This window comes from Pseudomonas sp. OTU750018, from assembly GCF_011636575.1.
Lineage (GTDB): Bacteria > Pseudomonadota > Gammaproteobacteria > Pseudomonadales > Pseudomonadaceae > Aquipseudomonas > Aquipseudomonas peli.
In genome coordinates this window covers 398,550-425,124 of the sequence record NZ_JAAPAU010000004.1, presented here as the reverse complement: position 1 = coordinate 425,124, position 26,575 = coordinate 398,550, and the positions used below count along the sequence as shown (strand labels likewise).

Annotated in this window: 17 protein-coding genes; 11 read left to right on the top strand and 6 right to left on the bottom strand. The window is 61.4% G+C overall.

All coding sequences use genetic code 11. The annotated features are described in order from the left end of the window. Positions 1–129 precede the first annotated feature (129 nt). A complete protein-coding gene (locus tag HCI85_RS20650) occupies positions 130–1,041 on the top strand; it encodes a glycerophosphodiester phosphodiesterase (protein WP_167147807.1) in 912 nt (303 codons plus the stop codon). Between the two features lie 992 nt (positions 1,042–2,033). Continuing rightward, positions 2,034–2,990: a DUF808 domain-containing protein gene (locus HCI85_RS20645; protein ID WP_167147804.1), complete on the top strand. Its 957-nt coding sequence runs from the start codon at positions 2,034–2,036 to the stop codon at positions 2,988–2,990. 40 nt (positions 2,991–3,030) lie between these two features. On the opposite strand, the gene HCI85_RS20640 is transcribed toward HCI85_RS20645, so the two are convergent. The 6 genes from HCI85_RS20640 to HCI85_RS20615 form a co-directional block, all read right to left on the bottom strand. Continuing rightward, positions 3,031–3,879: a mechanosensitive ion channel family protein gene (locus tag HCI85_RS20640; RefSeq protein WP_160088650.1), complete on the bottom strand. Its 849-nt coding sequence runs from the start codon at positions 3,877–3,879 to the stop codon at positions 3,031–3,033. Positions 3,880–3,935: 56 nt separating this feature from the next. Then, positions 3,936–4,835, bottom strand: a complete 900-nt coding sequence (locus HCI85_RS20635) for a transglutaminase family protein (protein WP_167147801.1) — start codon at positions 4,833–4,835, stop codon at positions 3,936–3,938. Then, positions 4,832–7,324 carry a circularly permuted type 2 ATP-grasp protein gene (locus HCI85_RS20630; RefSeq protein WP_167147798.1) on the bottom strand — a complete coding sequence of 831 codons (2,493 nt, stop codon included), beginning with the start codon at positions 7,322–7,324 and terminating at the stop codon, positions 4,832–4,834. The genes HCI85_RS20635 and HCI85_RS20630 overlap by 4 nt, the downstream gene beginning before the upstream one ends. 60 nt (positions 7,325–7,384) lie before the next feature. Beyond that, positions 7,385–10,675 carry a transglutaminase family protein gene (locus HCI85_RS20625; protein WP_167147795.1) on the bottom strand — a complete coding sequence of 1,097 codons (3,291 nt, stop codon included), beginning with the start codon at positions 10,673–10,675 and terminating at the stop codon, positions 7,385–7,387. 340 nt (positions 10,676–11,015) lie between these two features. After that, positions 11,016–12,128 (bottom strand): SO2930 family diheme c-type cytochrome, encoded by a 1,113-nt coding sequence (locus tag HCI85_RS20620; RefSeq protein ID WP_167147792.1) that lies wholly within the window; start codon positions 12,126–12,128, stop codon positions 11,016–11,018. Further along, positions 12,128–13,366 (bottom strand): parallel beta-helix domain-containing protein, encoded by a 1,239-nt coding sequence (locus tag HCI85_RS20615; protein ID WP_167147789.1) that lies wholly within the window; start codon positions 13,364–13,366, stop codon positions 12,128–12,130. The genes HCI85_RS20620 and HCI85_RS20615 overlap by 1 nt, the downstream gene beginning before the upstream one ends. Before the next feature lie 145 nt (positions 13,367–13,511). On the opposite strand from HCI85_RS20615, the gene HCI85_RS20610 reads away from it, so the two are divergent. The 9 genes from HCI85_RS20610 (at position 13,512) to acs (ending at position 26,507) form a co-directional block, all read left to right on the top strand. After that, a complete protein-coding gene (locus HCI85_RS20610; protein ID WP_003244646.1) occupies positions 13,512–13,688 on the top strand; it encodes a hypothetical protein in 177 nt (58 codons plus the stop codon). A gap of 60 nt (positions 13,689–13,748) precedes the next feature. Beyond that, the gene (locus HCI85_RS20605; RefSeq protein WP_090255999.1) at positions 13,749–16,703 is read left to right on the top strand and encodes a sensor histidine kinase; all 2,955 of its coding nucleotides are present in this window, start codon (positions 13,749–13,751) and stop codon (positions 16,701–16,703) included. A gap of 76 nt (positions 16,704–16,779) precedes the next feature. Then, entirely contained in the window at positions 16,780–18,207 is a 1,428-nt protein-coding gene (locus HCI85_RS20600) for a sigma-54-dependent transcriptional regulator (protein ID WP_167147786.1), read from the top strand. Between the two features lie 699 nt (positions 18,208–18,906). Continuing rightward, a complete protein-coding gene (locus HCI85_RS20595) occupies positions 18,907–20,313 on the top strand; it encodes a polynucleotide adenylyltransferase PcnB (protein ID WP_090255997.1) in 1,407 nt (468 codons plus the stop codon). Next, positions 20,313–20,810 (top strand): 2-amino-4-hydroxy-6-hydroxymethyldihydropteridine diphosphokinase, encoded by a 498-nt coding sequence (gene folK, locus HCI85_RS20590; RefSeq protein WP_176600657.1) that lies wholly within the window; start codon positions 20,313–20,315, stop codon positions 20,808–20,810. The genes HCI85_RS20595 and folK overlap by 1 nt, the downstream gene beginning before the upstream one ends. A gap of 236 nt (positions 20,811–21,046) precedes the next feature. Beyond that, entirely contained in the window at positions 21,047–21,847 is an 801-nt protein-coding gene (gene panB / locus HCI85_RS20585; protein ID WP_167147783.1) for a 3-methyl-2-oxobutanoate hydroxymethyltransferase, read from the top strand. Next, positions 21,844–22,704, top strand: a complete 861-nt coding sequence (gene panC / locus HCI85_RS20580) for a pantoate--beta-alanine ligase (RefSeq protein ID WP_160088668.1) — start codon at positions 21,844–21,846, stop codon at positions 22,702–22,704. The genes panB and panC overlap by 4 nt, the downstream gene beginning before the upstream one ends. A gap of 107 nt (positions 22,705–22,811) precedes the next feature. Then, entirely contained in the window at positions 22,812–24,476 is a 1,665-nt protein-coding gene (pgi, locus tag HCI85_RS20575; RefSeq protein ID WP_167147914.1) for a glucose-6-phosphate isomerase, read from the top strand. A 93-nt stretch (positions 24,477–24,569) separates the two neighbouring features. Continuing rightward, entirely contained in the window at positions 24,570–26,507 is a 1,938-nt protein-coding gene (gene acs / locus HCI85_RS20570; RefSeq protein ID WP_167147780.1) for an acetate--CoA ligase, read from the top strand. Positions 26,508–26,575: the final 68 nt, after the last annotated feature.

The window sequence follows — 26,575 nt, the reverse complement described above, 5'->3', positions numbered from 1 at the left end:
CCACGCCAACCACCCCTGACCGCAAAGGTCGCTAGGCTGGCGCATTTCGCCTCTCGCTCAGCCGCCATGGCTTTGTCATAGTCGAGGCGTATTAAACCTCCTCTCCCTTGACTGCCCTGGACCCTGACCATGCTGCGCGTTGCCCGCTTTCTCTCTGTTCCACTGCTGTTACTGGCCATCGCCCTCGGCGTACTGGCCCTGACCAGTAAACCGGCCCAACCAGCCGCAGTGCTTAGCAGCTTTGCCGAACGACCGCTGGTGATTGCCCACCGCGGCGGTAAAGGCCTGTGGCCGGAAAACAGCCTGTTTGCCTTTGAGCGTGCCAGCGCCCTGGGCGTGGACATGCTGGAGATGGACCTGCACCTGTCCAGTGACGGCAAACTGGTGGTGATCCACGACCGTACGCTGAATCGCACCACCAATGGCGAAGGCCCGGTGGCCGCGCACAGCCTGGCGCAGTTGCAAGCGCTGGACGCTGGTTACCGCTGGAGCGCCGATGGCGGCCAAAGCTACCCCTACCGTGGCCAGGGCGTGCGGATCCCGACCTTTACCGAAGTGCTCGAACGTTTCCCCAGCATTCCCAAGGTGATTGAAATCAAGGTGCCGGATGTCGGCATGGAAGCGCAGCTGTGTGATGCCCTTGAAGTGCACCAGCAACGCGACAAGGTGATTGTCGGCAGCTTCTATGACCGCAGCCTGCAGCTGTTCCGCGAACAGTGCCCGGGCGTTGCCACCTCTGCAGGCCCCGGCTCTGTGCGCCTGCTGGTGGCGCTCAACTGGGTCGGTCTGGGCAGCCTGCTGTCGCCGTCCTACCAGGCGCTGCAGATTCCCGAAGCCCACGATGGTCTACCCATTGCCAGCCCGAGCTTGCTCAAGACCGCCACACAACGTGGGCTGAATGTGCAGCTGTGGACCATCAACGAACAGCCCGATATGCGCCGCCTGATTGATCTGGGGGCAAACGCACTGATCACAGATTACCCGGATCGTGCCCTGCAGGTGCTCGGGCGTTCGACGCAGATCAGCGCCCTAGAAGACTAAGAGCCTTTTACGATCTGCTGCGCGTCGGCCCTACTGCGTTAAAAACAGGCTCGGAATGCTCATTTACAGCTCGTAAACTCCGCTTCCTCGCCTGTTTTTGCCTTGCAGTGCTCTAGCTCGCGAGATCGTAGAAAGGCTCTGACCACTCGCCGCTGTATAAAAAACAACCTACCGCGTTCAGACCACGCCTGCTGTGGCCTGAACGCATGCGTGCTCAGCTTATCCACAGATCGCTCCACAGCAACCTGGGATAAGTTATCCACCGTGCGCCGCAGCCCTGCGGCAAACCCTTGAAATAACGCGATTATTGCTTGACTCGGCAGAGCGTAAATGACGCATTTCGAGACCTCTACACGCTGCTTAAAAATCGATCAAAGGGCGCAAAACCAGGCTTTATAAGCCTTGCAGGCAGTCATACCAGAGTTATCAACAGCTCTACCCACAGTAGTCGTGGACAACTTCAGCGCTACCCCATAACGCCCTGAATAACCAGACTAACCTGTTGTTTTAACGGTAAATAATTGACTGATCAAAAAGCGTACAAAGACCGCAAGCAGCCACACGACTAGGCCTGCAAGCGCCTACGCCCACCTTATCCACAGCTCGCTCCACAGTCTTTGTGCACAACTAACTGTGCACCGCCGCAATGGCTGTGCATAACGCCAAAGCGGCTTCCGGCTATGACCCCAATCGAGACAATCAACAGCCCAGCCGCCGGGCACAGGCGTAACGTCACTCCACCAATCAAGGAGATACGACCATGCCTCTCAATGACCTGTTACGCAGTCTGCTCGCTGCCTATGCCAGTGGCGCCAGTGGATCGTGCGGCAATAGCAGCGACTAACCCCTACCACCGTTTTTTCGTGCACTGCGGCAAAACTGGGTTTTCCGCCTATGGCTGATACGTGCTGACTCACGTATAAATCTGCGCACCGTCGCCTGCCCTTCTGCCAGGCGATTCGCCTCAGAAACCCAAGAAAGGAATCCCTCGCATGGCCGGCGCTAGCCTATTAACCCTGCTTGATGACATCGCCGCCGTTCTCGACGATGTGGCGGTAATGACCAAAGTGGCGGCCAAGAAAACTGCCGGGGTACTCGGCGACGACCTGGCGCTGAACGCCCAACAGGTCAGCGGCGTGCGGGCCGAACGGGAGCTGCCGGTGGTCTGGGCGGTGGCCAAGGGTTCGTTCAAGAACAAGCTGATTCTGGTGCCTGCTGCCCTGCTGATCAGTGCCTTTGCACCCTGGGCGGTAACGCCGCTGCTGATGTTTGGTGGCGCCTTCCTCTGCTACGAAGGCTTCGAGAAACTCGCGCACAAGTTCCTCCACAGCAAGGCCGATAATCAGGCGCAGCATCAAGAACTACTACAGGCCGTGGCCGACCCCGAAGTGGACATGCTGGCGTTCGAGAAGGACAAGATCAAAGGCGCTATCCGCACCGACTTTATCCTCTCGGCAGAAATCATCGCCATCACCCTTGGCACCGTGGCCCTGGCCAGTTTCGGCAAGCAGGTCGCGGTGCTTTCGGGTATCGCCCTGCTGATGACAGTCGGGGTTTATGGCCTGGTGGCGGGTATCGTCAAACTGGATGACGCCGGCCTCTATCTCAATCAGCGTGGTGGTGAAGGCCTGGGCGGCCGCCTGCAACGCAGCATCGGTCGCGGCATTCTGTTTACCGCGCCCTATATGATGAAAACCCTGTCGATTCTCGGCACCGCAGCGATGTTTATGGTCGGCGGCGGCATCCTCACCCACGGCGTACATGCTGCGCAGGCGTGGATCGACCAAATGGCGCAGAGCGTGGCGGCCAGCAGCGGCCTGCTCGCGGCCTTGCTGCCAACCCTGCTGAATGCCGTCGCCGGAATCATCGCCGGCGCCGTTGCCCTACTGCTGGTCAGCCTGGCGACTCGCCTCTTGAAAGCCGTGAAACCGAGCAAGGCGCACGCCTGATCCAGCGCCGGCCGCCTCCCCCAGCGGCCGGCATCCTCTGTTACCCCGCCTGCTGCATGATCACCGTCTGCGCCGGCATCGGCGCCGGGAAGCCGCCTTCACCGAGGGCATCCTTGATCATCTTGTTGCTATCGAAATACACCTGCCAGTAGTGGTCGGTGTGGCAATACGGACGCACCGCCAGCACCGGGCCGACCAGATTGAATTCGATAATTTCCACATCCACCGCTGGCTCTTTCAGCACGTTGGCAATGCCAGCGATACGCTCCTTGAGCAGCGCCGCAGCGGCTTTGTAATCCGCCGCGCCGGACAGCTGCGCCTGCAGATCAACCCGGCGAAATGCGTTATGGCTGAAGTTCTGGATGTTGTCGGAGAAGATTTTGTTGTTACCCACCAGGGTCATCACGTTATCCGGCGTATTGATCGCAGTGACGAACAGGCCGATCTCGGTGACGGTGCCGGTCACCCCACCCGCGCTAATAAAGTCGCCCACCTTGAACGGCCGCAGCACGATGATAAAACCGCCCGCCGCCAGGTTGGCCAACAGCCCTGACCAGGCCATGCCGATGGCCAGGCCGACCGCCGCAATCAGCGCCGCCAGGCTGGTGGTTTGCACGCCGAAGTAGCCGAGAATGCCGATGACCAGAATGATGTTGAGGGTCACCGAGATAAAGTTACCGACATAACGCAGCACCGTCGGATCGACCCGCTGCTGACCCAGGGCACGCTGCACCATGCCGACGGCAAAACCGATCAGCCAGCGGCCGATCACCCAGAAGGCAATTGCCGAGATGATCTTGATGGCAAACGCCGCGCCGTACTGCGCGACCAGGTTGTAGAGATCGGCAACTTTTTCGGTGCCGAGATTGATCAGGTTGGTTTCTTCCATGGCGCAGCTCCAGTGAGTATTCACTGGAAAAACGCTAGCACGCCGTTACATAAGCGCTAGATCGCGGGGATCGGCAGCACCGTCACCTGCACCTCGGGGTCATGGCTGCCGCCGCCGAGAATCACCCCACGCAGCGGTGAGACATCGGCAAAATCGCGGCCCCAGGCCAGGGTGATATGTTCCAGCGCCGGTCGGATATTGTTGGTTGGGTCGAAATCCACCCAGCCTTGCTCTGGGCAGAACACCGAGACCCAGGCGTGCGAGGCATCCGCGCCGATCAGTCGTGGCTGGCCGGGCGGAGGCTGGGTCAGCAGGTAGCCACTGACATAGCGCGCCGAAAGGCCCATAGAACGCAGGCAGGCGAGCATCAGGTGGGCAAAGTCCTGGCACACGCCGCGACGCTCCTCCAGCACCTGTAACAAAGGCGTCGCCACCTGGGTCGCCGCCGCATCAAAGCTGAATTCGGCAAAAATCTTCTGCATCAGCCCATCCACCGCTGCCAACAGTGGCCGGTCCGGGGTAAAGCAATCCGCCGCATAGTCGCTGAACACCTGCTTGAGATGCACATAGGGCGACTCGAAGCGAAAACGCGCCGCCTCCAGCACCTCGGGCAGTAGCGCCTGGCCGCTGTAACGCAGCGCCGTGCAGGCCTGTTCCCAGGCTGGCGACTGTGTCAAATCCAGCTCGTCGCGCGCCAGCACTTCGACCTTGAGCCGCGCGCTGACCATAAGCTCATCATGCGGACGCTCAAACACCAGGCGGGTCAGCGGGTTGCCGAATACGTCCAAAGCATCCTGGCGCTGGCAGGGTTGTGGGCTGACCAACAGCTGCTGTTCATGATTGCGCTGCCAGGGGCAGGCGCGCGGCCACAGGTGTGCCAGCTGCTGGGCCAGGGAAACCGGCGCGGCATAGCGGTAATGGGTGTCGTGCAGAATCTGGTAGAAGGCGCTGCTCATGAGGATTGCGTCCGCTGGCTGGCGTCGACATGCACAAAGAAGCGCAAGCCTAAACGGTCGGAGATGTCCGCACTGGCCTGGCTGATGCTTTCCAGCAGCCCAGACAAACCATCCAGCACCTCCTGCACGCTGGCCGCGCCAAACAGAGGATTCTCCAGGCTGGCCAAGCTAAAGCGCGCCAACTGCCCTTCCAGGTGTTTCAGCCGACGCTCGCTGGGCAGCTCGAAGCGCTCGCCCAGGCGCGCCAGCGAGCGCAGCAGGGTGCGCACCTGAAACAGCACGGCATGCGGGTTCTGCTCATCCAGCAGCAACAGGTCGAGCACCGGGATCAACTGCGCGGAAGCCAGGTAACGGGTGCGGTAAGTGATGCTGCTGTTGCCCAGCTCTAGCAGCCACTCCAGCGCCGACTGATCCTGCGCCGCGCTGCTGGTGAGGAAGTTGGCCAGGCTGTCGCAGAGAAACTGCAGACGCTCGATGCAGCGGCCGATCATCAGAAAACGCCAGCCGTCGTCACGGGTCATGTCATCCAGAGCAAAGCCTGAGAGCGCCGCCAGCGACAGCAGCAGACGGTCAAGAAAATCCAGTAACTCGCCGAAGTCGGCCTGCTCGCTGCTCAACCCTTGGGCCTCGCGCTGTAATTCGAGCAGGGCCTGCCAGTTGGCCTGGGACAGCTTGCCGCGCACGCTGCCGGCCACCCACTGCAAACGCTGCAGATTGCCGCGTAGGCTGCCTGGCCAGTCCTCACCCAGCAGCGATTCAAGCAGGCGCTGTTGCAGCTCGCCGCTTTCAGCATCCGGCAGCAGGCCCAGGCTCTCGGCCAGGCTCAGGGCGGTTTGCAGGGCTTGCGGGTCATCGTCGTCATCCACATAGCGCGCCAGCATGATGCGCAGCAGCCGCGCACCGTCCTCGCAGCGCTCGCTGTAGCGGCCAAACCAGTAGAGGTTTTCCACCACCCGCGAAGGCAGATAAGGGTCACTGCGCACCAGATCGGCCACGCCCAGCGGGCGCAGCCATTGCCAGGGTTCGCCGCCGGCATGCCGTTCGCCGAGCACCCAGGTGTCCTTGCTCGCGCCGCCGCGCTGCATCGACACCACTTCGGCGTCGGCTTCGGCGGCTACCCGAGTGAGGCCGCCGGGCATGACCCGGTAACCGTCGGCACTCGCCACGGCGAATACCCGCATGCCGATGGCGCGCGGCGCCAGTTGGCCTTCTTCAGGCTGCCAGACCGGTGCCTGTGACAGTTGCGCCAGCGCCTGGGCGACATAGGCATAAGGCCGCGCCTTGAGGCGTTCGGCCAACTCGGCGCGCTGCGCTTCATCCAGATCACGGCCAAACACCGGGGCAAAACTCTGCGAGGGAAAGCTGGCGCGCACCAGCAGCTCGTCGAGCTGTTCCAGGGCCTTGTCCAGCACCGGCGGCTCGCCGCACCACCAACTGGCGACACTCGGCAGCAGCAGTTCTTCGCCCAATAGCTTTTCCGCAATGGCCGGCAGAAATCCCGGCAAACCTGGGGATTCCAGCACACCGCTGCCGAGGGCATTGGCCACCAGCACATTGCCCTGGCGCACCGCTTCGAGCAGGCCGGGCACGCCGAGGGCCGAGTCGGTGCGCAGCTCAAGCGGGTCGCAGAAGTCATCATCCAGGCGGCGCAACACCGCATGCACGCGGCGCAGGCCAGCCAGGGTCTTCAGATAGACCTTGGCATCACGCACGGTCAGGTCGCTGCCTTCCACCAGCGGATAACCGAGCTGACGCGCCAGGTACAGGTGCTCAAAATAACTCTCGTTAAAGCGACCAGGGGTCAGCAGCACCACCAGCGGTGTTTCACTGCCGGCCGGGGCTTGGCGCGCCAGAGTGTCCTGCAGGGTGCGGAAGAAACCGGCCAGGTATTGCACGCGCAGATCGCGGTACAGCTCGGGAAAAGCACGGGAGACGATCTGCCGGTTTTCCAGGGCATAACCCGCGCCAGACGGCGCCTGGGTACGGTCGGCGGTGACCCACCAGCGGCCATCCGGGGCACGGGCCAGGTCCACCGCATAGAGGTGCAGATAAGTGCCGCCGGGCGGCTGCATGCCCTGGCAGGGCCACAGGTAGTTGTTGTGGCCAAACACCAGCTCGGCCGGCAACAGCCCGTCGGCCAGCAGTTGCTGTGGGCCATACAGGTCGGCCAACACGGCATTCAGCAAACCGGCACGCTGCGCCACGCCGGCGGCGATCTGCTGCCATTCTTCGGCCGGGATCAGGTTGGGCAGCAGATCCAGCTCCCACGGCCGGTCGGCGCCATCGGGGTCGGCGTAGACGTTGTAGGTCACGCCATTTTCCTGAATCTGTCGGGCCAGCAAGGCCTGACGCTGCGCCAGCTGCGCTGGGCTGCTGCGCTGCAAACGCTCCAGCAGCAGGCGCCAGTGCGGGCGCACCTGACCGTCTGCGTCGAACAGTTCATGGTAGGCCCCTGGCGTCAGGGGGTAGTCGGCAAGCAGGTCGGGCATGGCAGGCTCAATAAGACGATCACGGGCAGCGCGCCCCTCGCCCCGTTATGGGTGAGGGGGTTAAACGAGGCGCAGATCCAGGGTCATGGGCAGTTCATTATTGTTGATTGGCGCCAATGTTGGACGCTTGCCTGGGCTATGGCCTAGGCGGAAGAAGCGCGCCAGACGCCGACTTTCCGCCTCATAGGCGTTGACCGGCAGGCTGTCGTAGTTGCGCCCACCTGGATGGGCAACATGATACTGACAACCGCCGAGGGAGCGACTCATCCAGCTGTCCACCAGGTCGAATACCAGCGGCGCGTGCACTTCGATGGTCGGATGCAGGCAGTTGGCCGGCTGCCAGGCGCGGAAACGTACGCCGCCGACAAACTCGCCGACCTTGCCGGTAGGCCGCAGCGGCACCGGTACGCCGTTGCAGGTCAGTACATAGCGGTCACTCGGCAGGCCGCTGAGCTTGACCTGCATGCGCTCCAGCGAGGAGTCGACATAGCGCACCGTACCGCCACCACCGCCCTCTTCGCCCAGTACATGCCAGGGCTCCAGGGCCTGGCGCAGTTCCAGCTCGATGCCCTTGACGTTGAAATCGCCGGACTTGGGGAAGCGGAACTCGAAGTGCGGGGCAAACCACTCGCTGTGCAGGCGATAGCCACAGCCGTCGAGCTCCTGCAGCACGTCGGCAAAATCCTGGTCGATAAAGTGCGGCAGCAGATAGCGGTCATGCAGCTCGGTGCCCCAGCGCACCAGCCGCGCGGGCTTGTAGGGTTCACGCCAGAAACGCGCGATCAGCGCGCGAATCAACAGCTGCTGGGCCAGGCTCATCTGCGCATGGGGCGGCATCTCAAAGGCGCGCAGCTCCAGCAGACCAAGGCGCCCAGAGGCCGAGTCCGGCGAGTACAGCTTGTCGATACAGAACTCGGAGCGGTGGGTGTTACCGGTCACGTCCACCAGCAGGTTGCGCAGCAGGCGGTCGACCAGCCAAGGCTGGCAGTCGCGACCCACGTCGGGCATCTGCGCGAAGGCGATTTCCAGCTCGTACAGCGCATCGTTACGCGCCTCATCAATACGCGGCGCCTGGGACGTCGGGCCGATAAACAGGCCGCTGAACAGGTAGGACAGCGACGGGTGGTTGTGCCAGTAGCTGATCAGGCTGCGCAGCAGATCCGGCCGCCGCAGAAACGGCGAGTCCGCCGGCGTCGCGCCGCCGAGTACAAAGTGGTTACCGCCGCCCGTGCCGGTGTGGCGGCCATCGATCATAAATTTCTCGCTGGAAAGGCGGCACTCGCGCGCCTGCTCGTAGAGAAACTCGGTGCGTTCGACCAGCTCATCCCAACTGGCGGCCGGGTGGATATTCACCTCGATTACGCCGGGGTCCGGAGTTACACGGAAGAACTGCAGTCGCGGGTCCAGTGGCGGTTCATAACCTTCCAGCAGCACCGGGCACTTCATCTCGGCAGCAGTGGCTTCGATGGCGGCCACCAACTCCAGGTAATCTTCCAGGCGCACCAGCGGAGGCATAAACAGATAGAGCTTGCCGTCACGCGGCTCGGCGCACAGCGCGGTGCGCACCACACCGGCAGCCGACTGACCGAGCAGCGGACGTTTGTTCGTACTGGTCTGACTGCCCGACCAGATACCGCGCGACTGCGGCTTGATCTGCGCCGCTGCCGGCAACGGAGCGAAGCGCTGGCTCGGGTCTTCCGGGGTAATGTAGGGGTAGTCGGCCTCACTGACCCAGGGTTGCGAATCCAGCGGCAGGCGGTAGCCCATCGCCGAATCGCCGGGGATCAGCCGGCAGTGCTCATCACGCAAAAACCAGCTGCCACTCTGCCAGCCCAGCTGCTTGGCCTGCCGGGCCAACGGCAGGATATGCCCGATCACTTTGTCCAGCCCCTGCTCGAACACCTTGCGCAGGCGCTCGCGCTCCAGCGGGTCAGCCAGGCGTGGGTCTTCGGCGGTAACGTTGATCGGCAGCTTGCGCTCGCGCCACAGGTAGTAGAAGCGGTCTTCATAGGCCGGCACGCAGTATTTAGCGTCCACGCCCAGGCGTTCGGCGAGCAGGGTGAGAAAGTCGGCGGCCTTGGCCGCATCGACGCCGTAGTCTTTTTGTTCATCTGCATACAGCGCCGGGTTGTGCCAGATCGGCTCGCCGTCACGCCGCCAGTAGGCGTTCAACGACCAGCGCGGCAGCTGCTCGCCGGGGTACCACTTGCCCTGGCCGAAGTGCACCAGCGCTTGCGCTGCGTAGTGCTCGCGCAGGCGATGGAACAAGTCGGTGGCGAGGCGGCGTTTGTTCGGCCCCAGGGCGGCGGTGTTCCACTCCGCATCGTCCGGGTAATCGAGGGCAACAAAGGTCGGCTCGCCGCCCATGGTCAGGCGCACATCCTGCGCTTGCAGGTCCTCATCGATCTTCTGCCCAAGGCCAACAATCGCCTGCCACTGCGCCTCGCTGTAAGGCTTGCTGACCCGAGGCGCTTCCCAGATACGCTCGACCCACATCTCGTGGCTGAACTCGCACTCGCTCTCATCCACGCCGCCGCTGATCGGCGCCGCCGAGGACGGTTCGGGGCTGCAGGCCAGCGGAATATGGCCTTCACCGGCGAACAGGCCACTGGTGGGGTCCAGGCCAATCCAGCCGGCACCCGGCAGGTAAACCTCGCACCAGGCATGCAGATCGGTGAAGTCCACCTCGGTGCCGGACGGGCCGTCGAGGGATTTCACATCGGCTTTCAGCTGGATCAGGTAGCCGGAAACAAAGCGCGCCGCCAGGCCCAGGTGGCGGAACAGCTGCACCAGCAGCCAAGCCGAATCGCGGCAGGAGCCGGAGCCTTTCTCTAGGCTTTCTTCCGGGGTCTGCACGCCGGGCTCAAGTCGAATCAGGTAGCTGATATCGGTGGCCAGGCGCTGATTCAGCGCCACCAGAAAGTCCACGCTCGGCAGCGGCGTGCGCTCGATGCTGGCCAGGTACTTGGCAAACAGCTTGCCGGCCGGCAGCTTGACCAAATAAGGCGCCAGCTCCAGCTGCTCGCCCTCGGTATAGGCGAAAGGGATTTTCTCAGCGTAAGGCTCAAGGAAGAAATCGAAGGGGTTGAACACCGCCATTTCGGCGACCAGATCCACCTCGATCTTCAGCTCGCGGGTCTTTTCCGGAAACACCAGTCGCGCCAGGTAGTTGCCCTGAGGGTCCTGCTGCCAGTTGATAAAGTGCTCGCCCGGTTCGACCTTCAACGCGTAGGACAGAACCCGGGTACGGCTGTGCGGTGCAGGACGCAGGCGCACGACCTGCGGGCCAAGATTGACCGCGCGGTCGTAGCGATAGTGGCTGACATGGTGCAAGGCGATATGAATCGACACAGCGGGCCTCCTGCGAGCCTGGGCGATAACCAGGCAGCGCAAGACTTATGCCAGTGATCCAAGCCAGCACTGACGCGGCCTGGCGCATTCACCCACTCCTTGGGCGCACCACAACAGGGCCAGCCATGCCCCACACCTGCCGCAGCGCACGAAAACAGGTCGCGCCGTTTCTAGAGCCTGCTCAAGGGCTCGCGAGCTAGAGCCTTGCAAAGCGCTACGTTAGTAACAGCCTCCGGCTGGTCAAAACAGGCGAGGAAGCGGAGTTTACTTTTGTAAATGAGCATTCCGAGCCTGTTTTTAACGCAGCAGGGCCGACGCGCAGCAGCCTTTGAGCAAGCTCTCAGCAATCCCCTTGCAGGCTGGCAATCCAGCGTTGCAGTACGTCCACGCCTTCGGCATGCACAGTGGAACGTCCCAGCTCCGGCATCATGATGCTCGGGTCGACACTTTCCACGCGAAACAGCAGCACCGACTTATCCGGCTGGCCCGGGTGAATATCCACCAACCGGTCACCCGAACCTTTACCCGCCGCCACCGGTTGCTTGCACAGGCCATAGCTGATGCCGATGGCCGTGGCCGGATCGAGCAGCAGGCCCGAGGTACGCCCTGGGCCCTTGGGGTTGTGGCAGTGGCTGCAGTTGGCATCCAGATAACTGCGTGCCTGCTGCTCCAGGCTTTCGCCAGCGCGCGGCGTCGGCCATAACGCGTTCTGCGGCACGCCCTGCAACTCGGCCGGCACACCCTGCAAACGGCCCTGCTGCTGCCAGTGCTGCAACTGATTGTGCGTGCCATCGGCGTAGGCAAAATCCTTGTTCAGATGGCGCGCCTTCGGCCCCAGCGGATTGACGCCCTGCCCTGCGGTTTCTTCATGGCAACCAGCACACTGGTTGGCATCCGGCACCTGATAGGCAACTGCCTGAGTCTTACCCTCGGCATTCAGCAGGCTCAACTCGCGGCTGTCACCCGCCCATTCAAGATGCGCCTCTTGTTGCTGTTCATCCCACACATAGGGCAACGCTACCCAGCCCTCCTGCTGTTTCAGCAGGATGCGCGTCTCGATTAACTGCACCCGCGCCAGCTCCAGGCCACGCTGCGGGTCGCGGTCATCCCGCTCGTTAAGCAGCAAGCGGCCCTGGGCGTCCTTGGGGTAGTAGAAGGTCTTACTCAGTACTGTGCCAACTGGGTAGTCGAAGTGCGCCTCGCCATAACTCGCCGCCGTACCTGCTGGCATCCAGACGGTACGCAGTTTGTGTGCGTAGTCGGTAAACAGCGGGGTATTCAGGTCATAGGGCAAGGCCTCGGCAACCGGCGCGATAAAGCCGTCTGCGCGTTGCAGCATGCCCCACTCGCTGAGTGTTTCTGGGTAGTTGTCACCTTGCGGCAAGTACAGCGGCGCCGGCTGCTGCTCGCAGCCGGCGAGGAGCAACAGCGCTCCCAGTAACAGACGATGCATCAGGCCCCCTGGTCGGCATCAGCCGAGGCCAGTTTGACGGCAGGCAATGGCGGCAGGCTGCAACGGTAGTCGGTCATATCGGTGCTGATGTTTTTGTAGTTGTTCGGCCCGTCGACGTTGATCATCCCCGCCTCGCCGTTATTGATGCAGATCGCCCGGTCCGCCGGCAGCTTGCCGTCCACCAGAATGTCGAGGTTGACGTAACCGTCCCAGAGAATATCCGGCAGGCGGCCATTCAAACCGAACTGGCTGACCTTCAGCGCTTTCAACTCCAGGTGATCAGGGCTGTCGCCGGCTGGGCCGAATCGGTTGCCGTGGATATGGATGCCTTCTGGATAGGGGTCAAAACTCTCGGCTGTGGACAGGTCTGTATAGCCGGTACTGAAGTAGCTGCTGATGATCACGTTGGCGGTCTTGTGGTCGCCAATGTCGTTATCGAACACTTCAACATCATCATTGGAGTTGATCACCACCCCGGAACCTGCCGGCACGCTGGCCACCGGTGTGCCCTTGTGGCCGAAGTTCTTGTGGTTGTTGCCTTCGATCTTATTGCGGAACACCCGCGTCACCCGCCCAGCCTGCGGCAGGTTGGGCATGTTGAACACCAGAATGCCGCCGGTGTTACCGGTGGCGACGTTGTCATACACGTCGGCGTCGATGGTGTTTTCGATCTCGATCCCGGCGACGTTGCGCTCGGCACGGCTGTTGCGCACCACCACGTTGCGCGACTGGCCGACATAGATGCCGGCATCCGATGCGCCGATGGCCACCGCGCCATCAATCAGGGTGTTCTCGGTCTGCACCGGGTAAATACCGTAGGCGCCGTTCTCAGTGGCCGGACCGTTGGTCCACTCGGTGCGCACGCGGCGGATGATGATGTTCTTGCCGCCCACCACTTTCAGCGAATCGCCTTTGGTGTCCTCAAAAGCGATGTCTTCGATGGTGAAGTCCGAGGCATCCACCAACAGGCCTTCGGCGCCGGACTTCTGCCCCTTGAAGCTCAAGATGGTTTTGTCCATGCCTGCGCCCTTGATGGTCACGCCGCTGACTTTCAGGCTCAGGCTGCGGTCGAGCTGGTAGGTTCCGGCCGGGATTTCGATCACGCTGCCGGGCTTGGCCTTGATCAACTGAGTCTGCAGGTCTTTCTGGAAATCTAGATTGGCCACCGGGGCCGGTTCTTCGCCGCACGCGGCAAGCAGCACGGACAGGGCAAGCACGGAAAGCGGGGCAAGGCGCATGGCAATCTCCAGCGTTATTCTTATTAAGTGGAACGATAGTACCAATTAATAAGAAAAAGCCAAGCCCTGCACACGCCGGCCGACCAATAGCCCAGAGCATCATGCATCCGTTACCATCGCCGGCAATTAAGCGAAGAGATGCGGCATGTATATCTACCGATTGGTGCTGATCCTGGTGGTGGGAATCTACCTGTTCTCCCCGGCCATCATGGACTGGTGGATCGACCCCAATGGGGCTTGGTACCGCCCCTACCTGCTGTGGCTGATCCTCATCGTCGTGACCTTCATCCTGCAGAGTCAGCGTGATGCCGATGAACTCTGACCTGCTGCGGCGCAACCTGCGTGACCGCGTCTTAACCTTCTTCGCTTCAGAGCCAACGTGATGCTAACGAGCTTTAGCCTGAGCCAGCTGATTCTGATCAGCGCCGCCTACCTTCTTATCCTGTTCGGCGTGGCCTGGATCAGTGAGCACGGCCTGATTCCGCGCTGGATAATTCGCCATCCACTGACCTACACCCTGTCGCTCGGTGTCTATGCCAGCGCCTGGGCCTTCTACGGCACAGTGGGGCTGGCCTATCAGTACGGGTATGGCTTCCTCGCCAGTTATCTGGGGGTGTCCGGGGCATTTCTACTGGCGCCGGTACTGCTCTACCCGATTCTGCGCATAACCCGAACTTACCAGCTGTCATCGCTGGCCGACCTGTTTGCCTTCCGGTTTCGCAGCACCTGGGCCGGTGCCCTGACCACGGTGTTTATGCTGATCGGCGTACTGCCGCTGCTGGCCCTGCAGATTCAGGCAGTAGCGGACTCCATCGGCATCCTCACCCGCGAACCAGTGCAGGAGCGCGTGGCGTTGGCCTATTGCGGGCTGATCATTCTGTTCACCATTTTGTTCGGCGCTCGGCACATCGCCACGCGCGAAAAGCATGAAGGCCTGGTGTTCGCCATCGCCTTTGAGTCGGTGGTCAAACTGGTGGCGATCAGCGCCATCGGCCTGTATGCCCTGTACGGCGTGTTCGACGGTCCGCAGGACCTGCAATCGTGGCTGGTGCAGAACCAGTCCTCACTGACCAGCCTGCACACGCCGCTGCAAGAAGGCCCCTGGCGCACCCTGCTGCTGGTGTTCTTCGCCTCGGCGATCGTCATGCCGCACATGTACCACATGACCTTTACCGAGAACCTCAACCCGCGCGCCATGGTCAGCGCCAGTTGGGGCCTGCCGCTGTTTCTGCTGCTGATGAGCCTGGCGGTGCCGCTGATTCTCTGGGCCGGACTCAAGCTGGGTGCGACCACCAACCCGGAATACTTCACCCTCGGCGTCGGCATCGCGGTGAATAGCCAGACCCTGGCACTGATCGCCTATGTCGGCGGCCTGTCGGCTTCCAGCGGGTTGATCATCGTCACCACCCTGGCGCTGTCCGGCATGGTGCTCAACCATGTGGTGTTGCCGCTGTATCAACCGCCGTCGGAAGGCAATATCTACCGCTGGTTGAAGTGGACACGGCGCGCACTGATCCTGCTGGTGATCATGGCCGGCTACGGCTTCTATTTACTGCTCGGTGCCGAACAGGACCTGGCCAACCTCGGCATCGTCGCCTTCGTCGCCACCCTGCAATTCCTCCCCGGCGTTCTGTCGGTGCTGTACTGGCCCGCCGCCAACCGTAAAGGGTTTATCGCCGGGCTGCTGGCGGGGATTGCCGTTTGGGTGGTGAGCATGCTGTTGCCGATGCTCGGCAACCTGCAAGGCCTGTACCTGCCCTGGTTCAACGTCATTTATGTGCTGGATGACAGCAGTTGGCACCTGGCGGCCATCGGCTCGCTGGCGGCCAACGTGCTGGTGTTCACCCTGGTGTCGCTGTTTACCGAAGCCAGCCCCGAAGAAAAGAGCGCCGCCGAAGCCTGCGCAGTGGACAACGTACGCCGCCCGCAACGCCGCGAACTGCTGGCGGCCTCACCCCAGGAATTCGCGGCGCAACTGGCCAAACCCCTGGGTGCCAAAACCGCCCAGCACGAGGTAGAGCAAGCCCTGCGCGACCTGCATTTACCGTTCGATGAAGGCCGCCCTTATGCCCTGCGCCGCCTGCGCGACCGCATTGAGGCCAACCTGTCCGGGCTGATGGGCCCCAGCGTGGCCCAGGACATCGTCGAAACCTTCCTGCCTTATAAAGCTGGCAGCGAAACCTACGTCACCGAGGACATCCACTTTATCGAGAACCGCCTCGAGGACTACCACTCGCGCCTCACCGGTCTCGCCGCCGAACTCGACACCCTGCGCCGCTATCACCGACAGACCCTGCAGGAACTGCCCATGGGCGTCTGCTCGTTGGCCAAGGATCAGGAGATTCTGATGTGGAACAAGGCCATGGAAGAACTCACCGAAATCCCCGCCCAGCGTGTGGTCGGCTCGCGCCTGAACACCTTGGCCGAGCCCTGGCGTGGGCTGCTGGAGCGGTTTATCGAACTGCCCGACGAGCACCTGCACAAACAGCGCCTCGCCTTGGACGGCCAAACGCGCTGGCTCAACCTGCACAAAGCGGCCATCGACGAACCCCTGGCGCCCGGTAACAGCGGCCTGGTGCTGCTGGTTGAAGACCTCACGGAAACGCAGATGCTGGAAGACAAGCTGGTGCACTCCGAACGACTCGCCTCCATTGGTCGTCTGGCTGCCGGCGTGGCGCATGAGATTGGCAACCCGATCACCGGCATCGCCTGCCTGGCGCAGAACCTGCGCGAAGAACGCGAAGGTGACCCCGAGCTGACCGAGATCAGCGAGCAGATCATCGAGCAGACCAAGCGCGTGTCGCGCATCGTTCAATCGCTGATGAGCTTTGCCCATTCCGGCAGCCACCAGCACAGCGAGGAGCCGGTGTGTCTGGCCCAGGTGGCCCAGGATGCGATTGCCCTGCTGGCGCTCAACCGGCGCAGCGTCGAAGTGCAGTTTTTCAATCTTTGCGACTCCGATCATTGGGTGGTGGGTGACCCGCAACGCCTGGCTCAGGTGCTGATCAACCTGCTGTCCAACGCCCGCGATGCCTCACCGCCGGGCAGTGCGATCCGGGTCAAGAGCGAACGTTTCGAGCACACCGTCGACCTGATCGTCGAGGACGAAGGCAGCGGTATTCCCAAGGCAATCATCGACCGCTTGTTCGAACCTTTCTTCACCACCAAGGACCCGGGCAAAGGTACGGGACTGGGCCTTGCACTGGTCTATTCGATCGTGGAAGAGCATTATGGACAGATAACAATCGACAGCCCGGCCGACCCCGAGCTTCAACGCGGCACCCGCATTAGGGTCAGCCTGCCGAGGCATGTCGAGGCGACGTCCATAGCGACTTAAACCAGCTACCAGCGAGCATGCCTGCCAGGCCCTTTAGCCCAGCGGCATGCCCCGAGACCGTCGAGAGACCGAATTGATGCCTCATATTTTGATCGTCGAAGACGAAACCATTATCCGCTCTGCCTTGCGTCGCCTGCTGGAACGTAACCAATACGAAGTCAGCGAGGCCGGCTCAGTGCAAGAAGCGCAAGAACGCTTCAGCATCCCCAGCTTCGACCTGATCGTCAGCGACCTGCGCCTACCGGGCGCACCCGGCACCGAGCTGATCAAGCTCGGCCAGGGCACCCCGGTGCTGATCATGACCAGTTACGCCAGCCTGCGTTCGGCGGTCGACTCGATGAAAATGGGCGCGGTGGATTACATCGCCAAGCCCTTCGACCACGACGAAATGCTCCAGGCCGTCGCGCGCATCCTGCGCGATCACCAGCAGGCCAAGAGCGCTTCAGCCCCCGCCACCGGCACAACAAAAGCCAGCGCCGATAAGGTGGTGGATAACAGCAACGGCGAAATCGGCATCATCGGCTCCTGTGCGGCTATGCAGGAGATGTACAGCAAGATCCGCAAGGTCGCGCCCACTGATTCCAACGTACTGATTCAAGGCGAGTCAGGCACCGGTAAAGAACTGGTCGCCCGCGCTCTGCACAACCTTTCGCGCCGTGCCAAAGCGCCGCTGATTTCAGTGAACTGCGCCGCCATCCCCGAATCGCTGATCGAGTCCGAGCTATTCGGCCATGAGAAAGGCGCCTTTACCGGTGCCAGCGCCGGCCGAGCGGGTTTGGTCGAAGCCGCTGACGGCGGTACCTTGTTCCTTGATGAAATCGGTGAACTGCCTCTGGAGGCCCAGGCACGCCTGCTGCGCGTTCTGCAGGAAGGCGAAATCCGCCGGGTCGGCTCGGTGCAATCACAGAAGGTCGATGTGCGCTTGATCGCCGCGACTCACCGTGACTTGAAAAGCCTGTCGAAGATTGGCCAATTTCGCGAAGACCTGTATTACCGCCTGCATGTGATTGCCCTCAAACTGCCCGCACTGCGTGAGCGCGGCGCTGACGTAAGTGAAATCGCCCGCGCCTTCCTGGTGCGCCAAAGCACCCGCCAGGGCCGCCCGGAATTGAGCTTTGCTGCCGATGCTGAACAGGCGATTCGCCATTACCCCTGGCCGGGTAACGTGCGTGAACTGGAAAACGCCATCGAACGCGCAGTGATTCTCTGTGAAGGCAACAGCATCTCAGCCGAACTACTGGGCATCGATATTGAACTGGATGACCTGGAAGACGACTTCACCGGCCTGCCCGCACAAAGTGGCGGCCTGGGGCATGAGCCGAGCGAACCCACTGAAGACCTGTCGTTGGAGGATTACTTCCAGCACTTCGTTCTCGAGCACCAGGACCATATGACCGAGACCGAACTGGCACGCAAACTCGGCATCAGCCGCAAATGTTTGTGGGAGCGCCGCCAGCGCCTCGGTATCCCACGGCGCAAATCTTCAGGGGCAACCGCGGGCTAGAGCGGCGCGCCAAGGTGACAGATGCGCCCGCAAGAGGTTCCCTCACCTGTTACCCCTTCAACACTTAGTAACAAAAGCCGGGTCTTACGGTAACGAGAACCCGGCTTTTTTGTGCCACACCGCGCCTCACACAAACAATCAAGCCGTTGATTTTAAAGGGATTTAAAAAACTGGCACGGGTTCTGCTTTACAGCTAGTACAACAACAATAACAAAACGCTCCAACCCTAATAAAAATAAGACGTACCGACTCCAGCACAATAAAAACAACAACGCGGAGGCGCAGCTAACTGATTCTTTTGGAAAGGAATTGCCGTTGGGGTACGCCCCATAACCAGGCTGAGAATAATAAAACTGCCCCAAGGCAGCGCCAATACTGGTTAGGTCACACCGTGATCATTGCAGCGTCAGCATCCAAAGCAATCCGTTTGCTCTTGATTCCCAGCTTGGGAAGTTTTCCAAAAGTCCTTGACTGGATGGAACGGGTAAATCAACAAAAACAACAAGCCCGCCATAATAATAAAAACAGAGCACGCACCAATTTGGGGGGGAGCTTCGGCTCCCCCAGTAGCTTCAAATCCCCCGCCTGCCGCCCTTTCCTGTCGTTTCCTCCATCAATCGTCGACTCAATGCTAGAATCCGCGCCATTCCTGCGGCCGGCATATACTCTGGCCAGTCATTTAGTCAAACAGTGCCTCCCATGCTGAAAAAGCTGTTCAAGTCCTTTCGTACCCCTGCCCGCCGTGGCAACCATTCACACAGCACGCCTGAAGTGCTGAGCAGCAGCCAGCACCCGATCGAACGCGGTGAAATCAGCCGCTACGCCATCAGTGTGGTCGAACGCCTGCAGCAGGCTGGCTACCAAGCGTATTTGGTCGGCGGTTGCGTACGCGATCTGCTGCTAGACATTGACCCCAAGGATTTCGACGTGGCCACCAGCGCCACGCCCGAGCAAGTGCGCGCCGAATTTCGCAATGCCCGGGTCATTGGCCGCCGCTTTAAGCTGGTTCACGTGCATTTCGGCCGCGAGATCATTGAGGTCGCCACCTTCCGCGCTAATCACCCGGAAGGCGAGGAAGAAGAAAACAGCAACCTGTCCTCGCGTAACGAGAGCGGACGCATTCTGCGTGACAACGTGTATGGCAGCCTTGAAGACGACGCCCAGCGTCGCGACTTCACCATCAATGCGCTGTATTACGACCCGAGCACCGAGCGCATCCTCGATTACGCCAATGGCGTGCACGACATTCGCAACCACCTGATCCGCCTGATCGGTGATCCGACTCAGCGCTACCAGGAAGACCCGGTGCGCATGCTGCGTGCAGTACGTTTTGCCGCCAAGCTGGATTTCGACATCGAGAAACACAGCGCCGCGCCGATCTACAAACTGGCCCCGCTGCTCGGCGGGATACCCGCTGCGCGCCTATTCGATGAAGTGCTCAAGCTGTTTCTCGCCGGCTACGCGGTATACACCTACGAGCTGCTGGTGGATTACGGCCTGTTCGGCCAGCTGTTCCCGGCCAGCGCCGAGGCGCTGAAACTCAACCCGGATTACACCGACCAGTTGATCCGTAATGCGTTGGACAACACTGACCTACGCATTCATCAGGGCAAGACAGTCACCCCTGCGTTCCTCCTAGCAGCATTGCTGTGGCCAGCCCTGCCAGCCCGCGTGATCAAGCTGCAGGATCGCGGTATGCCGCCGATCCCGGCCATGCAGGAAGCCGCTCACGAGCTGATCAGCGAACAGTGCCAGCGCATCGCAGTGCCCAAACGCTTCACCATGCCGATCCGTGAAATCTGGGATATGCAGGAACGCCTGCCACGCCGCAGTGGCAAACGTGCCGACATGCTGCTGGAAAACCCACGCTTCCGCGCTGGCTACGACTTCCTGCTGCTGCGCGAAAGCGCAGGCGAGGAAACCGGTGGCCTGGGCGACTGGTGGACCCGCTATCAGGATGTCAGCGACAGCGAGCGGCGCAATATGATCCGCGACCTCAGCAACAAGGACGATGGCCCAGGCGCTCCCCGTAAGCGCAAACGCAATAACAGTAAGCGTAAACGCGGCCCGGCTGCTGAGAACTCGAGCAGTACAGCCGGCGAATAATGGAACGCGTCTATATCGGCCTGGGCAGTAACCTGGCCACACCGATCGAGCAACTGCGCAGCGCGCTGGCCGCCCTGGCTGCGCTGCCGCAAACAGATCTGATTGCCCAGTCATCTTTCTATAGCAGCGACCCATTGGGTCCTGCGGATCAACCGCGCTATGTAAATGCCGTGGCGGCACTGGATACCGAACTCAGTCCATTGGCCCTGCTGGATGCCTTGCAGACGATCGAACTTGAGCAAGGCCGTACGCGCAAGGCCGAGCGTTGGGGGCCACGCACCCTCGACCTGGATATTTTGCTGTTCGGCGAACGCTTACTGGATGAGCCGCGCCTGAGCGTGCCGCACTACCACATGCATGCCCGCGCCTTTGTCCTCTACCCGCTGGCTGAGATCGCCCCCGACCTACAACTGCCGGATGGCCGCGCCCTGACAGAACTGCTTGGGGCTTGTCCTTATGCAGGGCTGGAACGCCTCAGCGAAACAGAGTTGACCTGAATTCCGGACAACTTCGACTGCTGGGTCATGCAGCCGCAGCAGTAATAACCCTACTTGCGAGCTGGCACATTGGCGGTAACGGCAGTAACAAGCCGGTAACACCTGCAATTGACTTCGAGCCCCCCCATCAGGACTATAGGCGTCCCGTTGCCCCGCACCGGTGCAATTCGAGGCCAATGCAGGCCAACTTGAAGCAGCACAACTGCTGACTGAACGCCTGAGTGAGGACAGTTTTCATGCCTGATGTAACCCTGACCACCCTGCAAAGCCTCAAGCAGAGCGGCGAGAAAATCGCCATGCTGACCTGCTATGACGCCACGTTCGCCCAAACAGCCTGCCAGGCCGGTGTCGATGTGCTGCTGGTGGGCGATTCCCTCGGCATGGTCTTGCAAGGCCATGACAGCACGCTGCCCGTCACTGTCGCCGAAATGGCGTACCACACCGCCAGCGTCAAACGTGGCAACCAGGGCGCGCTGATTCTCGCCGATCTGCCCTTTATGGCCTACGCCACCCTTGAGCAAGCCCTGAACAACAGCGCGGCACTGATGCAAGCCGGCGCCCACATGGTCAAGCTGGAAGGTGCAGCCTGGCTCGCCGAGCCAATTCGTCAACTGGCTGAGCGCGGCGTACCCGTGTGCGCCCACCTCGGCCTCACCCCGCAGGCGGTGAATATCCTCGGTGGTTATAAGGTGCAAGGCCGCCAGGAAGCCCAAGCACGGCAGATGCGCGCTGACGCAATGGCACTGGAACAAGCAGGCGCGGCGATGCTGCTGCTGGAATGCGTACCCAGCGAACTGGCCGCTGAAATCAGCCAAGCCGTGAAGATCCCAGTTATCGGCATTGGCGCCGGCGTTGCCACCGACGGTCAGGTGTTGGTCCTGCATGACATGCTTGGGCTGTCACTGACCGGCCGCACGCCAAAGTTCGTGAAGAACTTTATGGCTGGCCAGAGCAGCATCCAGAACGCCATCAGTGCGTACGTCAAAGCGGTCAAAGACCAGAGTTTCCCAGCAGCCGAACACGGATTTTCTGCATGAACACAGTTAAAAGCGTGCGCGAGTTGCGCGCCGCTGTCGCCCAGGCCCGTGCCGAAGGCAAACAGATCGCCTTCGTCCCGACCATGGGCAACCTGCATGCCGGTCACGCCGCACTGGTGGAGAAAGCCGCCCAGCGTGCCGATTTCGTGGTCGCCAGCATCTTCGTCAATCCCTTGCAGTTCGGCCCCAGCGAAGACCTCGACAAATACCCGCGCACCCTGCTCGCCGATCAGGAAAAGCTGGTCGAAGCCGGCTGCCATCTGCTGTTCACCCCGGATGTCGAGGAAATGTATCCGCACGGCATGGACGGCCAGACCCGCGTCAGCGTACCGGGCGTGTCTGAAGGCCTCTGCGGTGCCAGCCGCCCAGGCCACTTCGAAGGCGTTGCGACCGTCGTCAGCAAGTTGTTCAACATGGTGCAGCCGGATCTGGCGATTTTTGGCCAGAAGGATTTCCAGCAGCTGGCGGTGATCCGCACCTTGGTGCGTGACCTCAATATGCCGATCCAGATTATCGGCGAGCCGACGGTGCGGGCCGACGATGGCCTGGCGTTGTCCTCGCGCAACGGTTACCTGAATACGGCACAGCGTGAAGTTGCGCCGGTGCTGTACCGTACCCTGCAAGAGATGGCCACAGCGATTCGCGCCGGTGAGCGTGATTACGCCAAACTGGTCGCCGTTGCACAGCAGCAACACAGCGCCGCAGGCTTTAGCCCGGATTATCTGGAAGTACGCGAAGCCAACAGCCTACGTCCAGCCACCGCTGATGATCGCCGCCTGGTCATACTGCTGGCCGCGTTTATTGGCAGCACCCGGTTGATCGACAACTTGGCGTTCGACCTCGATACTCCAGGCTGATCCACTGCGTAGATGCTGGCCTAACGCCCGCCAGTTACACTCAAGGCCCGGATAACTCCGGGCTTTTTTGCATGATTCGCCGCACTCAAAACAAGGAACACGCACCAATGGCCTACTTCCAGCAAACGCATGACGTCACCAGCCTGCCCGCCTGGCAGGCGCTGCGCGAGCAGCGCGAGCAGATGAACGACTTCAGCATGCGCGAGGCCTTTGCCCGTGACCCGCAACGTTTTACCCGTTTTTCCCTGAGCAGCAGCGGTCTGCTGCTGGACTACTCAAAGAACCTGATCGACGAAAAAACCCTGGGACTGTTGGTGCAGCTAGCTGAACAAGCCCAGCTGCCGGAGTCCATTCACGCCCTGTTCAGCGGCGATAAGGTCAATGCCTCTGAAGGGCGTGCAGCCCTGCATACAGCCCTGCGCAGCCCGATTGGCCGCACCCTGAAACTCGACGGCGTCGACCTGATTCCGCAAGTGCACCGCGTACTCCATCAGATGACCGAATTGGTCAGCCGCGTGCACAGCGGGCTGTGGCGCGGCTACAGCGACAAGCCGATCACCGAGGTGGTGAATATCGGTATCGGCGGTTCGTTCCTCGGCCCGCAACTGGTTTCCGAAGCGCTACGGCCCTTCACCCAACGCGGCGTGCGCTGTCACTACCTGGCCAATATCGACGGCAGCGAGTTCCGTGAGCTGACTGCGCGCCTAAACCCGCAGACCACCCTATTTATCGTCTCGTCAAAATCCTTTGGCACCCTGGAAACCCTGAAGAACGCCCTGGCCGCACGCGACTGGTACCTGGCCCTGGGCGGCCCGGAAGCCGAGCTGCACAAGCACTTTATTGCGGTGACCAGCAACCAGAAGGCTGCGATCGAATTTGGTATCAAGGCAGAAAACATCTTCCCGATGTGGGACTGGGTCGGCGGGCGTTACTCACTTTGGTCGGCTATCGGCCTGCCGATTGCCCTGGCCATCGGCATCTCCAACTTCAAAGAACTGCTGGCCGGCGCCTACGCCATGGACCAGCATTTCACCCAAGCGCCGCTGGCGGAAAACATGCCCGTCCTGATGGCCCTGCTGGGGATCTGGTACGGCAACTTCTGGGGCGCGAAAAGCCAGGCGATCCTGCCCTACGACCACTACCTGCGTAACTTCACCAAACACCTGCAGCAGTTGGACATGGAATCCAACGGCAAAAGCGTGCGCCAGGACGGCAGCCCTGTGGACTTCAGCACCGGCCCCGTGATCTGGGGCGGCGTGGGCTGTAACGGCCAACACGCATATCACCAGTTGCTGCACCAAGGTACTGAGCTGATCCCAGCGGACTTTATCGTCCCGGTTAATAGCTTCAGCCCGCTGGCCGACCATCACCAGTGGCTGTTTGCCAACTGCCTGTCACAGAGCCAAGCCTTGATGCACGGCAAGACCCGCGAGGAAGCCGAAGCCGAGCTGCGCGCCAAGGGTCTGGACGAGACCGAAGTGCAACGTCTGGCACCGCACAAGGTGATCCCCGGTAACCGCCCGAGCAATATCCTCGCGCTCAACCGCGTCGACCCGTTCAACCTCGGCGCACTGGTAGCGCTGTACGAGCACAAGGTCTTCGTACAGAGCGCCATCTGGGGCATTAACGCCTTTGATCAGTGGGGCGTCGAACTGGGCAAGGACCTTGGCCAGGGCGTTTATCAGCGTCTTACCGGCCAACTCGACGAGCCCGCCAGTGACGCCTCTACACAAGGCTTGATCCAGCACTTCCGCGAACGGCATCGCGGCTGATCCACAGCGACCGAGCACAAGGCCAGCACTTGAACCAAGCACCCGCTTGGTTCACCCTACGAACATCGCGGAACACAACAACAAGGACCCGCCATGTTCGAAATCACCCGCCACCCCGTGCCCGATGCCGTGCGCCAACGCGCCCACCTGGATAACGACGACTACCTGCGTCTTTACCAGCAGTCGATAGAGCAACCGGAAATTTTCTGGGCCGAGCAGGCCAAGGCCTTTCTTGACTGGAGCAAGCCCTGGACCAGCGTGCAACAAGGCGACCTGCTAAGCGGTTCGGGCTCGTGGTTCAAGGGCGGGCAACTGAACGTCAGCTACAACTGCATCGACCGTCACCTGGAAAAACGCAGCGAGCAAATTGCACTGATCTGGGAAGGCGACAACCCCAGCGAATCGGCTCACATCACCTACAAGAAGCTGCACCACAACGTCAGCCGCCTGGCCAACGTACTGAAAAGCCGTGGGGTGAAAAAGGGCGACCGAGTGTGCATCTACATGCCGATGATCCCTGAGGCCACCTACGCCATGCTCGCCTGCACACGCATCGGCGCAGTGCATTCGGTGGTGTTCGGCGGCTTCTCCCCGGACGCATTGCGCGACCGCATCCTCGACTCCGACTGCCACACGGTGATTACCGCCGATGAAGGCGTGCGCGGCGGCAAGTACGTGGCGCTCAAGGCCAATGTCGACAAGGCGCTGCAAAGCTGCCCGGCAGTGTCCACAGTGGTGGTGGTCGAGCGCACCCAGGGCGAGATCGATTGGGTTGAAGGCCGCGATATCTGGTACCACGAAGCCCTGCGGGAAGTTTCGGGCGATTGCCCACCCGAGCCAATGGACGCCGAAGACCCGCTATTTATCCTCTACACCTCCGGCTCCACCGGAAAACCCAAGGGTGTATTGCACAGCACTGGCGGCTATCTGCTGATGGCGGCGATGACCCACAAGTACGTATTCGACTACCACGAAGGCGATATTTACTGGTGCACCGCCGACGTCGGCTGGGTCACCGGGCACAGCTATATCGTCTACGGCCCGTTGGCCAACGGCGCGACCAGTCTGATCTTCGAAGGCGTGCCCAACTATCCGACCGCCTCGCGCTTCTGGCAGGTGATCGACAAGCACCAGGTGAACATTTTCTACACCGCGCCCACCGCCCTGCGCGCGCTGATGCGTGAGGGCACTGGCCCGGTCGAATGCACCGAGCGCACCAGCCTGCGCCTGCTTGGCAGCGTCGGCGAGCCGATCAACCCGGAAGCCTGGGAGTGGTATTACAACGTGGTCGGCGAACGCCGCTGCCCGATCGTCGACACCTGGTGGCAGACTGAAACCGGCGCCATCCTGATCACTCCACTGCCCGGCGCCACCGACCTCAAACCCGGTTCGGCAACCCGGCCGTTCTTCGGCGTACAGCCAGTTCTGCTGGATGAACAGGGCAAGGAGATTGATGGCGCTGGTAGCGGCGTACTGGCGATCAAGGACAGCTGGCCAAGCCAGATTCGCAGCGTTTACGGCGACCATCAGCGGATGATCGACACCTACCTCAAGCCCTACCCCGGTTACTACTTCAGCGGCGACGGCGCGCGCCGCGACGAGGACGGTTACTACTGGATCACCGGCCGGGTGGATGACGTGATCAACGTCTCCGGCCACCGCATCGGCACCGCCGAAGTGGAAAGCGCCCTGGTGCTGCATGACGCCGTCGCCGAAGCCGCCGTGGTCGGTTACCCGCATGACCTCAAAGGCCAGGGTATCTATGCCTTCGTCACACCGATGAACGGCGTGGAAATCAACGATGCGCTGAAGCAGCAACTGCTGGCCTTGGTCGGCAAGGAAATCGGCAGCTTCGCTAAACCCGAGCTGATCCAGTGGGCACCGGGCCTGCCGAAAACCCGCTCGGGCAAGATCATGCGGCGTATCCTGCGCAAGATCGCCTGCAACGAGCTTGAAAATATGGGTGACACCTCGACTCTGGCCGACCCGACGGTGGTCGACGGTTTGATCGAGCAGCGCCTGAACCGATAACCGCACGCTAGGATGTAGGGTGTATCGAGGCACGTAGCTGATGCTCTGTTCATCCGCCAAGGCCCCCG